This is a genomic window from Exiguobacterium flavidum, assembly GCF_003344535.1.
GTDB classification, from domain to species: domain Bacteria; phylum Bacillota; class Bacilli; order Exiguobacteriales; family Exiguobacteriaceae; genus Exiguobacterium_A; species Exiguobacterium_A flavidum.
On sequence record NZ_QPKS01000010.1, the window covers coordinates 19,178 to 31,666 of the forward strand.

The window sequence follows — 12,489 nt, forward strand, 5'->3', positions numbered from 1 at the left end:
GAGACCATTTCGTCTGACGACGGAAGGTCTCCTTTTTTGTGCTGTGGAAAAAGAAGTGAAGGGATGATATGAAAAAATAATTGTCAGTCCGTTCAATATATTCTTCCTGTCCATTTTTCTGGAATCATTTGGGGGTATATCCTAAGTATTACACTTGAGGAGGCAAACGGATGAGAAAATGGGGATTGAGCATCGCGGCCTTGCTAGTCGTTTCAGCCGTACCGGCGGCAGGGCAAGCCGCGACGACGGACGAGGCGAAGCCCGTGCCGCAGATCGGACTATACAGCACGGCGCCTTCCCTGCAGGGGACGTTCGACGCGGAAGGGTATGACGCCTGGTACTTCGAGTCGAAGACGCTCATCAGCACGGCGAGCCACCTGTTGCTCGACGCGCCTTGGGGCGTCTCCTTGACGATGTTCGCGAACGACAAGGACTTGAAGGCCGGCGTCACGTACGCACGGTACCTCGAAATCAGCGGGCAGACGCTCCGGTTCCCGCTCAACTGGTCCGGCAAGCAGTATCTGCTCATCCAAGGGGTGCCGGGCGAGAGCTATTCCGTCCCGGTCCGTCCGTCCCAGCTGCCGCCGATTCGTCCGGGGGCGATGAGTACGACGAAGAAGAACGCCGCCTCGCTCCTCGTCCGCTATAAGAGCGGCGTCCTGATGTCGCAGGCGTCGGACGTCAACGCGAGTTCGGCCGAGTCGGTCGACGACGCGCTCGCCATCCAGTCGCTGTCGTTCGATAGCCTCGCACAGGCAGCCGTTGCGAAACGGAAGCTCGAGCAGTCGAAGAACGTCGCCTACGTCGAGTGGAACGGCCAGGTCAAGGCGTTCGGGACGGACGGCGCGGGACGTTACCAGTGGAGCCTCTACAACGCCGGCGGATCGGGCGGCGTCAAGGGCGCGGACATCGGACAGAACGGCCTCGTCAAACGGGTCGCGGACAAGAAGCGTGCGACGACGCTCGTCGCCGTCGTCGACACCGGCATCAACGCCTCGCTCGCCGACTTCGCCGGGCGCGTCCGGAGCGACCTCGGCTATGACTTCGTCAGCCGGGACGCGGACGAGACGGACGACAACGGACACGGGACGCACGTCGCGGGCATCATCGCGGCGACGAGCGGCAACACGTACGGGATGCGGGGGATCAACGCGAAGGCGAACATCATCCCGGTCAAGGTGCTCGACAAGGACGGGATGGGGACGTATGACGGCGTGGCGAAAGGGATCATCCACGCCGCGAACAAAGGCGCGAAAGTGATCAACCTGAGCCTCGGCGGACCTGCGACATCGCAAGTGATCGAGGACGCGCTCGCCTACGCGACACGGAAGGGCGCGCTGATCGTCGTCGCGAGCGGGAACGACGGCAAAGGGACGCTCAACTACCCGGCCCGCTCGAAATACGCCTTCTCGGTCGGGGCGACGAACCGGCTCGACCAGGTCGCCCCGTTCTCGACCTATGGAACCGGACTCGACCTGACGGCGCCGGGCGTCGACATCGCGAGCTACGTCCATGACGGGGAGATCGCCTACTACAGCGGGACGTCGATGGCGACCCCGCACGTCGCGGCTGTCGCGAGCGTCCTGTACGGACTGAAGCCGACCTTGACGGCGAAGCAGGTCGAGAGCCTGCTCGAGCGCTCGGCGAAGGATCTCGGGACGAAAGGATACGACACCCGCTATGGTCACGGTCGTCTGAACGGGGATAAGGCGGTGCTGTTGTTGAAGTGAAGAAAAGGAAAGCGACTCTTGCTCCGTCATGCAGACGGATCGGGAGTTTTTTTATTTGTCCAAATATGTAAGCGCTATCAATTTTATGTTGCTAAATGTTCATGTATGGTTATAATTAACATATATTGTTCGATATGAACATAATTAAACAACAATTCACATCCACTTGTTTTCCTTTGTTCATCTCGATGAAAAACTATCACTCAGGAGGTTGTATTCATGAAAAAGATGGCTTTGGCAGTACTGGCTCCGATGTTGTTGCTTGGCGCCTGCGCGAGCGGCGCGGCCCCGAAGACGAAAGTGGAAGGCGTACCGGAATCCGTTCAGGGCGACATCAAGATCGCGGTCATCCGCAACCTGCCTTCTGACGACCATACGAAGCAGTTCCTCGACGGCGCACGGACGGAAGGCGAATCATTCGGCTTCAAGGTCAACACGTTCATCGCCGAGAACAACGACGCGAAGTTCAAGGAGCTCGTCGCGCAGGCGACGCAGCAGGACTACGACGGGCTGATCATCTCGCACGGCAAGGAAGACTATTCGTACGACATGATCAAGCCGGCGATCGACAAGGGGATGAAGGTCGTCACGTTCGACACGGTGGCGAAGAAGGACGGCAAGACGTTCAAGGACGTCACGGCGACGTTCCAGGATGACCACAAGCTCGCCGAACTGTCGCTCGGTGAGATCACGAAGTTGAAGGACGGCAAGGTCAACGTGCTGAAGCTCTGGTTCGGACCGGGTGTCCCGCCGCTCGACCGACGTCAGGAGATCTACAAGAAGTACGAGGAGGAAGGCAAGATCAACACGGTCGAAGTGATCGGACCGACGAACTTCCAGGATGTACAGGGCGACATCGCGTCGAAGATGAACGCCGTCCTCGCGAAGTATCCGAAGGGCAAGATCGACGCGGTCTGGGCGTCATGGGACGAGATGGCGAAAGGCGCCTACAAGTCGCTCAAGGACAACAAGCGCGACGACATCAAGATGATCTCGATCGACGTCTCGAACCAGGACATCAACCTGATGCGCGAGAAGGGCAGCAACTGGCTCGCAACGAGCGCGGTCGACCCGTACTTGATCGGTCAGATGAACATGCGCCTGATGGCGAAGAAGCTCGCGAAGGAAGAGACGCCTGAGACGTACGACCTCGAGGCACGCCTCGTCGAGCAGAGCGCCCTGAAACCGGACACGACGATGTTCAACCTGAACACGATCATCGACGGCTGGGGTGCGTCGGACGACTTCAACGAGGACTGGATGAAGAAGCTCCGGGAGCAGTACGGCAAAAAGAAATGAGAGGAGTAGGTGCGCATGACCCGCTCAGAAACCACGCTTCACATGCAGGACATCTCGATTGAATTCCCGGGCGTCAAGGCGCTCGATTCGGTCGACTTCGCGATGCGTTCCGGTACGATCCGGGCGCTGATCGGCGCGAACGGGGCCGGCAAGTCGACCTTGATGAAGGTGCTCGCAGGCGCCTACACGCACTATACGGGCGAGGTCCGGATCGACGGGAAGACCGTCGTGATGGACTCGACCCGGACAGCGAAGGGACACGGCATCGACATCGTCTACCAAGAGGTCGATACGGCCTTGATCCCGTACCTGTCCGTCGCAGAGAACATCATGCTCGACTATATGGTCAACGACATGAAGGGCATGCGCGTCTCCTGGTCCGACATCCATCAAAGAGCGAAGGCCGCGCTCGAGCGGCTCGGCCTTACGCTCGACTTGAAACAGAAGGCGTCCGAGCTTCAGCTCGCCGAGAAGCAGATGGTGCTGATCGCCCGGGCGATCGTCCACGAGCGCAAGTTCCTCATCCTCGACGAACCGACGGCGCCGCTCAGCCAACGCGAGACGGACGAACTGTTCCGCGTCGTGCGGGACTTGGCATCGAACCACGGGGTCGGGATCATCTTCATCTCGCACCGGCTGCCGGAGCTGTTCTCGATCTGTGAGGACATCTCGATCATGAAGGACGGCAAGATGGTGCGCGAGGCACGGATCGACGCGATCACGCAGCAGGAGGTCATCGAGGCGATGCTCGGCCGTTCGTTCGAGGCGGAACATCAAAAGCACGATATCCCGCTCGGTGATCCGGTGTTCTCGGTCGACGGACTGACGGAGCGCGAAGGACGAGTCAAGGACGTCAGCTTCGGCGTCCGTGCTGGCGAGGTCGTCGGCATCGCCGGACTCGTCGGCGCAGGGAAGACGGAACTGTTGAAGACGCTGTTCGGGGTATATGACGTGTCCGCAGGTACGGTCGCGGTCCACGGGAAGCCGGTCAAGCAGCGCTCACCGTACGACGCCGTCAAGAACGGCATCGGTCTCGTCCCGGAGGAGCGCCGGAAGGAAGGCATCCTCGTCGACGAACCGATCTATAAGAACATGACGGCGGCGAACATCGATGCCTTCACCGGGCCGCTCGGCTTCTTGCGGCCGGCCCGCGAACGCGCCGCCGCACGCAAGATGATCGAGCAGATCGGCGTCAAGACGCCAAACGAGACGCAACAGGTCGCGCTCCTGTCAGGCGGCAATCAGCAGAAGGTCGCCGTCGGCAAGTGGTTGCTGACAGACGTCGACGTCCTGTTGTTCGACGAACCGACGAAGGGCGTCGACGTCGGCGCGAAGGGGGACATCTTCGACCTGATCACGCGGCTCGCCGAGGACGGGAAGGGCATCGTCTACGCGTCGAGCGAACTGAACGAGATTCTCCGGATCACGGACCGGGTCTACGTCATGTATGACGGCGAGATCGTCAAGGAACTGGTCACGCGCGAGACGTCGGAAGAGGAAATCATGTATTACGCCACAGGGGGTAGAAACGGATGAATGAAGTAACAGTGCCGCCGAAACCGGCCGCTAAAACGGGAGGGATGCGACAAGCCCTCACGTTCATCAACAACTGGGGGACGGTCATCGCGATCATCCTTCTCGTCATCATCTTCGCCGTCGCCGTGCCGCAGTTCTTGATGGGCTCGAACATCATCAACATCCTGCGCAGCATCTCGATCGTGACGATCATCGCCGTCGGACTGACGGTCTCGCTGACGATCAACGGGTTCGACCTGTCCGTCGGCTCGGCCGCGACGCTCGCGAACGCGCTGATCGTGTCGTTCTTCGTCTGGTACAGCATGCCGATGGGCGTCTCGATCGGGCTTGCGCTCCTGTTGACGCTCCTCGTCGCTGCCTTCAACGCCTTCTTGATCGTCAAGGTCAAGATTCCGGACCTGTTCGCGACGCTTGCGACGATGTTCATCATCGAGGGCGTGGCGATGACGTACTCTGGCGGCGGATCGATTAGCGCCGGTATGCCGCGCCTCGACGGGACGCCGACGGTCGGCGTGATCCCGGAAGCGTTCTCGAAGCTGAGCCAGACACCGTGGATCATCTTCATCATGCTCGGCGTCGTCGCGCTCGTCCATCTGTTCTTGAACCATACGAAGCACGGGCGCTATCTGTACGTCGTCGGCGGCAACATCGAGGCGGCGCGCCTGTCCGGTATCCCGGTCAACCGCTACCGGACGATCGCCTACTTCGTCTCGGCGCTGCTCGCCGGGCTCGGCGGACTGCTTCTCGCCTCACAGGTCGGATCTGCCCAGATCAATGCCGGGGCCGGCTACCTGATGCCGGCCGTCGCCGCTGCCTTCATCGGCTCGTCGTTCGCCGGACAAGGAAAACCGAACGCGATCGGGACGCTCGTCGGGGCATGCCTCGTCGGCGTGCTCGAGAACGGGCTCGTCATGATGTCGGTCCCGTACTATTCGCTCAATATCATCAAAGGCGCGGTGCTCGCACTCGCGCTCGCGTCGACCTACTACACACGCCGTAAGTGACCAAGGGGGAATCACGGATGGAGAAGTTTGATACGTATTTCTTGATGGGACTCGAGGACGTCGCGCGGTATGCGCGCGAGAAGCTCGACCTGTTCGCACCGGACGCCGAGCTGACCGCTTCTGAGATCGGCGACGGGAACCTCAACTACGTCTTCCGCGTGACGGACGGCGAAAGGAGCGTCATCATCAAGCAGGCCGGACATACGGCCCGGATCTCGGAGGACTTCAAGCTGTCGACGGACCGGATCCGGATCGAGGCGGAGGCACTGAAGATCGAGGGCAATCTCGTGCCGGCGCTCGTCCCGGAAGTCTACCTGTTCGACCCGGTCATGGGGTGCTGCGCGATGGAGGACTTGAAACGCTTCGCGATCATGCGCGGCACGCTTCTTGAAGGAGCGGTCTATCCGCACTTCGCCGAGCAGATCACGACGTTCCTCGCCGAGACGCTCATCCGCACGTCGGACGTCGTCCTGTCGCACCGCGACAAGAAACAGATGCAGGCGAGCTTCACGAATCCCGAGCTGTGCGAGATCACGGAGGACCTCGTCTACACGGAACCGTTCTACGACAACTTCAAACGCAACAGCCTGACGCCAGGCAATGAGGAGTGGACGACGCGACTCCTCGACGACGAGGCGCTCCGCGTCGAGATCGCGAAGCTGAAGTTCGACTTCATGACGCGCGCGCAGGCACTCCTCCACGGCGACCTCCACACCGGCTCGATCTTCATCACGGCCGAAGAGCTCCGCGTCATCGATCCCGAGTTCGCCTTCTATGGTCCGATGGGCTACGACATCGGTAACGTCATCGCGAACCTGACGTTCGCGTTCGCGCGGGCGACAGCGAACGGGGATGAGGCACAAGCTCGCTGGATCGAGGAGACGATCGGCCAGATCGTCGACCTGTTCAAGGAGAAGGCGGTCCGGATCTGGAACAAGGACGTCACGGAGATGACGGCGAAACCGGCTGCCTTCCGCGACTGGTACCTGTCCGAAGTGATCCGGGACACGGCGGGCGTCGCCGGGCTCGAGCTGATTCGCCGGATCGTCGGTCTCGCGAAGGTCGCGGACATCACGACGATCGACGGGGAAGCGCGCTTGCGCGCGGAGCGGCTCTGCCTGAAGGCGGCGAAACGCCTGATCATGGAGCGGGATCACTTCGAAAACGGAAGCGACTTCCGCCGCAACCTGAACGATGCACTGCAGACAATGAAGGAGGAGACGGTATGAACCAGACGGAAACGATGTTGCCGATCGAATGGAAGGAGGACGCGCTCGTCCTGCTCGATCAGACGCAGCTCCCGAACACGATCGCCTATGAACGCTTCACGGACAGCGAAGGCGTCTTCGACGCCATCGTCCGCATGAAGGTGCGCGGTGCGCCGGCGATCGGTGTCGCAGCCGCTTACGGCCTCTATCTCGGTGTCCGCGACTTCGCTGGGGAGATCACGGCCTTCCGGACCCTCCTGCAGGAGCAGCATGACTATCTCGCCTCGAGCCGGCCGACGGCGGTCAACCTGTTCTGGGCGCTCGAGCGCATGATGCAGTCCGTCGAAGGGATGGGCATGGTCGACGCGATGAAGGAGACGCTCCTCGCGGAAGCGAAGCGGATTCATGAGGAGGATGCCGAAATCAACCGGATGATCGGTGAGAACCTGCTGACGCTCCTGAAAGACGATACGGGCGTCCTGACCCACTGCAACGCCGGGGCGCTCGCGACCTCGCGCTACGGGACGGCGACCGCTCCGATGTACCTCGCGAAGGAGCGCGGCTGGAACCTGAAGATCTATGTCGACGAGACGCGTCCGCGCCTGCAAGGATCGACATTGACGGCGCTCGAGCTGACACAGGCAGGAATCGACGTCACGCTGATCACGGACAACATGGCGGCGATGGTCATGTCCCAAGGCAAGGTCCAGGCCGTCATCGTCGGCTGCGACCGGGTCGCGGCGAACGGGGACACGGCGAACAAGATCGGCACGCTCGGCGTCTCGATCCTCGCGAAACATTACGGCATCCCGTTCTACATCGCGGCACCGACGCCGACGATCGACCTGAACACCGAGCACGGAAAGGACATCCCGATCGAGGAACGGGACGCATCCGAAGTGACGGAAGGGTTCGGCAAGCGCACGGCGCCGATCGACGTCCATGTCTACAACCCGGCGTTCGACGTGACACCGGCCGACAACATCACGGCGATCGTCACGGAAAAAGGAATCATCCGCCCGCCGTTCGACGTCAATTTGAAGCGAATCCTCGGATAAGTCGTTTTCTGACGAGCGGGTGTGCTGGAACATTCGCTATAATATAGAAAACAGAATGAGAAGGATGCGATAGGAATGACGGCATTGCCACACGAACGGCGCGATAAGATCATCGAGATACTGGAAAGCAAGGACTATGCGGAAGTCTCCTACTTGAGCGGTTACTTCAACGTCTCCGAGATGACGATCCGTCGAGATCTCGAGAAGCTCGACCGCGACGGCCAGATCATCCGTGTCTACGGGGGCGCGCGTCTCGTCTCGAAGACGATTCCGGAACAGAGCTTCACGGAGCGTGCACACACCCATCCGGAGGAGAAGGCGTTGATCGCGGAGGCAGCGGTCCGGATGATCGAGGACGGGGACGTGGTCGCCTTTGACGCGAGCACGTCCGCCCTCGAGGTCAGCAAGCGGATCAAGCACTTCCGCTCACTGACGGTCGTGACGAACAACATCAACATCGCCATCGAGCTCGCGGACGTCAAGAACATCGCCGTCATCCTGCTCGGCGGCTACCTGCGGGGAAAATCACTATCAACGACCGGGGCGTCGCTCCGTCTGTATATGCAATCGATCTACATCGACAAGGCGTTCATCTCGAGCAAGGCGATCAGCGTCGAGGAAGGATTGACCGACTCGACGAGCGACGAGGGGGAGGCGAAGCAGGCGATGCTTCAGAAGTCGAGCCAGGTCGTCGTGCTCGCCGACCGCTCGAAGCTCGGGACGATCGCGTTCTTCAAGGTCTGCTCGAGCGAATCGATCGACGTGTTGATCACAGACGGACTGAAACCGATGACTCCGCGGCAGGAGGAAGTGCTCGACGGCTTCCGTGCCGTCGGGACGAACGTCATCGTCGCTGCGCCCGGGCAATAAGCGAGGAGAATAGGTATGCTGTTGGAACGAGAACGCGAGCAAGTCGTGGAATACTGCCAGAAAATGCTGAAGAGCGGATTGACGAAGGGGACGGGCGGCAACATCAGTATATTCAACCGTGCGGAAGGTCTCGTCGCGATCAGCCCGAGCGGCGTCCCGTACGAAGAGATGACACCGGCTGACGTGACCGTCATCGACCGTGACGGTACGATCATCGACGGGCAGTTCAAGCCGTCGAGCGAGCTGGCGATGCATACGATCTTCTATAAAAAACGAGAAGACATCAATGCGGTCGTCCATACCCATTCGCCGTTCGCGACGACGATCGCGACGCTCGGCTGGGATCTGCCTGCGATCTCCTACCTCGTCGCCTTCGCCGGCATCAACGTCCGCTGCGCGCCTTACGCGACGTTCGGGACGGAGGAACTCGCGGAGAAGGCGTACGAAGGGATGCTCGAGCGCAATGCGGTGCTGCTCGCGAACCACGGCTTCCTGTCCGGCGCCGGGACGATCGATCATGCGTTCACGATCGCAGAGGAGATCGAGTTCTGCTGCGAGCTCTACTACCGGGCGAAGTCGATCGGGGAGCCGGTCGTGCTCAGCGACGAGGAGATGCACCTGATGCTCGAGAAGTTCAAGACATACGGCCAACCGGCGAAGTGACTTCATGAGCAGTTCCTTCCCGGATGGACGAAAGAAATACGAAAGGACCTGAATGCATGCATTCGGGTCCTTTTTTTGGTTAAGCAGGAAAATGTCTGCCGCTATTTTTTGAAGGAACGTCAGGCGTCCATGCTCGAATCATAGATAGGCTGCCTCCGCTGTCTTCGGGAAGTCCGCCTCATTCCATTTGTGGTCCTTCTTCATCCGCTCGTCCGGGATCAGGAAGTAGTCGTAGCCGATCACGTTCCCCCGGTCTGGTATCGGATCATTCCACGTCGTATCGAGATGGTACCACTTGCCGTCGAGCTTGACGAGATTCCACGCGTGGAGTTCGCCCCGCGCCGTGCCGGAGATGTACTGCGCCTCGATTCCGAGTTCCTTCAGGAGCAGGAGCGACGACAGGGCGTATCCTTCGCAGACGCCCTCGCCGTTCAGGAGGATCGAGTACGGCGTGTACGGGCTCGCCTTGCTCTTCAGGTTATAGGCAGTATGATGAACGATGTAGTCGTTGACGTACTTGACCTTCTCGAAGTCGGACAGACCTTTCGGCATCGACTTCGCGATCTGCTTGATCTTGCCGTTGACGAGGGCGTTCTCCTCATTCGTCAGGCGGTACTTCATCGTCACCTCGCACTCGACGTGCGTGCCGTGATCGACGTACTGATAGGCGTAACGTTCGATCGTCCGGGCGTGGTAAGGGTCATTTCGCTCCGTCCATGAGACCGCACGCTTGAACGTCTGCTCGAAGTCTTGCGGGTTTCCTTGGTAGGTGATTTGAAAGCGCGGTTCGAACGCCTTCATGTGATAGGACATCGCCTGTCCGAGCTGCTTCGCGTTCATGACGTGCTCCGGATAGGTGCCGCCAGACTCCTGAAAGAGCGGTGAGACGGCTGCTGTCTCGTTCTTGAACGTAAACGACGGCCCGTGATCGTCCGAGACGAGGAACGCATCGATCACCTCTTCGGCTTGGGAGAGAGACGGGAGCGCGAGAGGCGCCGTCTTGAACTCGTCTAACATGACGGCACCGATCGAGAACGACATCACGAGCAGGAGGATCGCGAGCAGGCCTTTGACGAGCACCATGAGCGAGAAGAATGCGGACAGGAGAGGATGACGGATCATCCGGTTCAGTTCGTCACTGATGTATTGTTCGCGCCTCGCCGGACTCTTGAAGCGGATCGACCGGCTCTCGAACAGGGCTGAATCGTAGACGTGCCTGTAGATTTGCAGAAGATGGTCGGGGCGCGTCTTCGCTAACCTGATTTCGAGCCGGTTATGACGAAGGGCACTCCGGATGCGACGGCGTACCCGCCACTGAACGGAGAGGCGTCTGAAGCTGATGAGGCAGAGATAGCTGACGAACAGGAAAAGTCCGGCGGATAAGAGCAAGGTCGCCATGAGTCACCTTCTTTCGGTAGTTTCAATCAAAATGTCAGTCCTATCGTCCATGAATAAGGACGGGCCAGATTTAAGGGGGCAGGGCATCGATCAAGTCATCTCTCATTATATCTGGAGAGGGGAGGTGGGTGAAGGATTTGGAGAAAAAAGTAATTTCGAGGTATGAACCTCTTGGACATCTTCTCGAAAGTCTCACCGTCTAGGTCTGAAGTCGCAGTGTATTCGTCCTGCAAGCGAGCCCGCGCATCCTGCCATCGTCTTTCATTTTGGCGCGTCATGTGTTGTTTTGATGGTCTTAACCTACTGATAAAGACCTGTTTTCAAATTCGCCAAAGAAAAGATATAATCGCGGGAAGAAAATAAAAAATAGGATAGTTTTCCTATTTAAATATAGTTATTTTAGGCCGAAGAACGAAAGGAGAGGCGAAAGAACCATTTAAAAGAATTTAAAAAGAATTCTTGGAAATAATTTGATATGATTAATACTATAATTCAAGATATAACGTTTAGTACAGAATGAAGGAAGTGGGCGGATGGAAGCAATCTGGAGACGCCTGTTCACGCGGGGGGCAGGCACGAAAAAAATCTCGGAAGAGCTCGTCGAGCCGATTCGGAAAAAAATCGAATTGCTCGTCCGAGGATATGCTGCCTATTTCCATCACGATGAGATCTTCCTCGAATCCTTCGATTTCGATCACATGGCGATCCGCTTGAGAAGAGGGGAGCAGGAGGACGGGAAGAGCCTGATTGAAGAGTGGGATGGCAGCGAGACGCTCGAGAAGGCGCACTACCTCGGCTATCAGATCAATGACTTCGACCTGAAAGCTCTTGCCGAACCGCTTCGTGCGCTTCCGGACGGGATGCACCTGAACACGGCGCTCATCCGTCTCGCTTGTTTCATCCAGGAGCATCCCCATCTGTTCCTGCCGACATCGATCAGATATGACGGCTTCGAGAGCGAACGGATCGAGCAAGGCGGGGAGGTCACAGGCTACCGCCTCTACTATCGCGAGCAGGCGGCCTGCCGGTTCGAGCCGAACGCCATCCGGATGAAAGGATGCCCCGAGGAGCGGCTGCTCGCTGAGACTTCGTTGACGGATCTCAGCTTCGATCCCGACACCGTCTATGTCGTCAACCCGACCTACTATCATCAGTTCGGGGAGATGCTCGAAGAAGTGGTGCAAGCCTTGGCCTTGATTGAAGAGAGGACTTGACTGCGATAGGGATCGGACTGCCGGTCCTTTTTTTGATTGACCTACTTATCCACCCTCGACGAGAACGAATTGTTATATAATAAAAAGTATAATAATGGGTTATATGGACTTTTTAGGTTCTTTGAACCCGGGGAGGAAAAAAGGGATGAAGCAAATAGATGTATGCTCCGTCAAGTTCCCTTCGATCGAGGGCGGAATCGCAAGCTTTTACCGCAAGGCGGATGACGCGTCGTGCGCCGAGCCGAGCCGACCGTCCGATCATGGGTGTTGTCATCTCGTTGGCGAGGAGCTCGACGAGTTGGCGGTCAAGCTCGGCTTCCTGACGCGGGACGCCTATGCGAAGTGGTTTGGACCGGGTTGGGAAGGTTATTACGGCCAGGAACTGTCACGCAAGATCGGACAAACGCTCGAGACGTTCGGCATCGTGCTCGAGATCAAGGGAGAGGCTGTGCAGTTCGTTTGTTCACCAGGAGAGTTCGTCCGCTACTAAGTGATTGGAAAAGCAGGCA

At 58.8% G+C, this 12,489-nt stretch carries 11 protein-coding genes; 10 read left to right on the top strand and 1 reads right to left on the bottom strand.

From position 1 onward, the window contains the following. Positions 1 to 170: 170 nt before the first annotated feature. The 8 genes from DFG60_RS10320 to DFG60_RS10355 all read left to right on the top strand — a co-directional run bounded on the left by DFG60_RS10320 (position 171) and on the right by DFG60_RS10355 (position 9,368). Complete coding sequence (locus DFG60_RS10320) at positions 171 to 1,730, top strand: S8 family peptidase (RefSeq protein WP_114571690.1); 1,560 nt, start codon at positions 171 to 173, stop codon at positions 1,728 to 1,730. A 219-nt stretch (positions 1,731 to 1,949) separates the two neighbouring features. Beyond that, positions 1,950 to 3,029, top strand: a complete 1,080-nt coding sequence (locus DFG60_RS10325) for a sugar ABC transporter substrate-binding protein (RefSeq protein WP_114571691.1) — start codon at positions 1,950 to 1,952, stop codon at positions 3,027 to 3,029. Positions 3,030 to 3,044: 15 nt separating this feature from the next. Then, on the top strand, positions 3,045 to 4,565 hold the full coding sequence (locus DFG60_RS10330) for a sugar ABC transporter ATP-binding protein (protein ID WP_114571692.1): 1,521 nt from the start codon (positions 3,045 to 3,047) through the stop codon (positions 4,563 to 4,565). Then, positions 4,562 to 5,569, top strand: a complete 1,008-nt coding sequence (locus tag DFG60_RS10335) for an ABC transporter permease (protein ID WP_114571693.1) — start codon at positions 4,562 to 4,564, stop codon at positions 5,567 to 5,569. Before DFG60_RS10330 ends, DFG60_RS10335 begins: the two co-directional genes overlap by 4 nt. A 17-nt stretch (positions 5,570 to 5,586) precedes the next feature. After that, on the top strand, positions 5,587 to 6,798 hold the full coding sequence (mtnK, locus tag DFG60_RS10340; protein WP_114571694.1) for an S-methyl-5-thioribose kinase: 1,212 nt from the start codon (positions 5,587 to 5,589) through the stop codon (positions 6,796 to 6,798). Further along, positions 6,795 to 7,835, top strand: a complete 1,041-nt coding sequence (gene mtnA / locus DFG60_RS10345; RefSeq protein WP_114571695.1) for an S-methyl-5-thioribose-1-phosphate isomerase — start codon at positions 6,795 to 6,797, stop codon at positions 7,833 to 7,835. Before mtnK ends, mtnA begins: the two co-directional genes overlap by 4 nt. 75 nt (positions 7,836 to 7,910) lie before the next feature. Then, the gene (locus tag DFG60_RS10350) at positions 7,911 to 8,705 is read left to right on the top strand and encodes a DeoR/GlpR family DNA-binding transcription regulator (RefSeq protein WP_114571696.1); all 795 of its coding nucleotides are present in this window, start codon (positions 7,911 to 7,913) and stop codon (positions 8,703 to 8,705) included. A gap of 15 nt (positions 8,706 to 8,720) precedes the next feature. Continuing rightward, complete coding sequence (locus tag DFG60_RS10355) at positions 8,721 to 9,368, top strand: L-fuculose-phosphate aldolase (RefSeq protein WP_114571697.1); 648 nt, start codon at positions 8,721 to 8,723, stop codon at positions 9,366 to 9,368. Between the two features lie 138 nt (positions 9,369 to 9,506). Here DFG60_RS10355 and DFG60_RS10360 read toward each other — a convergent pair whose 3' ends face one another. Beyond that, positions 9,507 to 10,766: a transglutaminase domain-containing protein gene (locus tag DFG60_RS10360; protein ID WP_114571698.1), complete on the bottom strand. Its 1,260-nt coding sequence runs from the start codon at positions 10,764 to 10,766 to the stop codon at positions 9,507 to 9,509. A 533-nt stretch (positions 10,767 to 11,299) separates the two neighbouring features. On the opposite strand from DFG60_RS10360, the gene DFG60_RS10365 reads away from it, so the two are divergent. Both DFG60_RS10365 and DFG60_RS10370 read left to right on the top strand, forming a co-directional pair. Next, positions 11,300 to 11,980 carry a hypothetical protein gene (locus tag DFG60_RS10365; protein WP_114571699.1) on the top strand — a complete coding sequence of 227 codons (681 nt, stop codon included), beginning with the start codon at positions 11,300 to 11,302 and terminating at the stop codon, positions 11,978 to 11,980. 145 nt (positions 11,981 to 12,125) lie between these two features. Continuing rightward, a complete protein-coding gene (locus tag DFG60_RS10370) occupies positions 12,126 to 12,470 on the top strand; it encodes a hypothetical protein (RefSeq protein WP_114571700.1) in 345 nt (114 codons plus the stop codon). Positions 12,471 to 12,489: the final 19 nt, after the last annotated feature.

Bases quoted from the DNA above. Each gene is read 5' to 3' on its own strand.
- DFG60_RS10320 (WP_114571690.1), top strand. From the start codon at position 171: ATGAGAAAATGGGGATTGAGCATCGCGGCCTTGCTAGTCGTTTCAGCC.
- DFG60_RS10325 (WP_114571691.1), top strand. From the start codon at position 1,950: ATGAAAAAGATGGCTTTGGCAGTACTGGCTCCGATGTTGTTGCTTGGC.
- DFG60_RS10330 (WP_114571692.1), top strand. From the start codon at position 3,045: ATGACCCGCTCAGAAACCACGCTTCACATGCAGGACATCTCGATTGAA.
- DFG60_RS10335 (WP_114571693.1), top strand. From the start codon at position 4,562: ATGAATGAAGTAACAGTGCCGCCGAAACCGGCCGCTAAAACGGGAGGG.
- mtnK (WP_114571694.1), top strand. From the start codon at position 5,587: ATGGAGAAGTTTGATACGTATTTCTTGATGGGACTCGAGGACGTCGCG.
- mtnA (WP_114571695.1), top strand. From the start codon at position 6,795: ATGAACCAGACGGAAACGATGTTGCCGATCGAATGGAAGGAGGACGCG.
- DFG60_RS10350 (WP_114571696.1), top strand. From the start codon at position 7,911: ATGACGGCATTGCCACACGAACGGCGCGATAAGATCATCGAGATACTG.
- DFG60_RS10355 (WP_114571697.1), top strand. From the start codon at position 8,721: ATGCTGTTGGAACGAGAACGCGAGCAAGTCGTGGAATACTGCCAGAAA.
- DFG60_RS10360 (WP_114571698.1), bottom strand. From the start codon at position 10,766: ATGGCGACCTTGCTCTTATCCGCCGGACTTTTCCTGTTCGTCAGCTAT.
- DFG60_RS10365 (WP_114571699.1), top strand. From the start codon at position 11,300: ATGGAAGCAATCTGGAGACGCCTGTTCACGCGGGGGGCAGGCACGAAA.
- DFG60_RS10370 (WP_114571700.1), top strand. From the start codon at position 12,126: ATGAAGCAAATAGATGTATGCTCCGTCAAGTTCCCTTCGATCGAGGGC.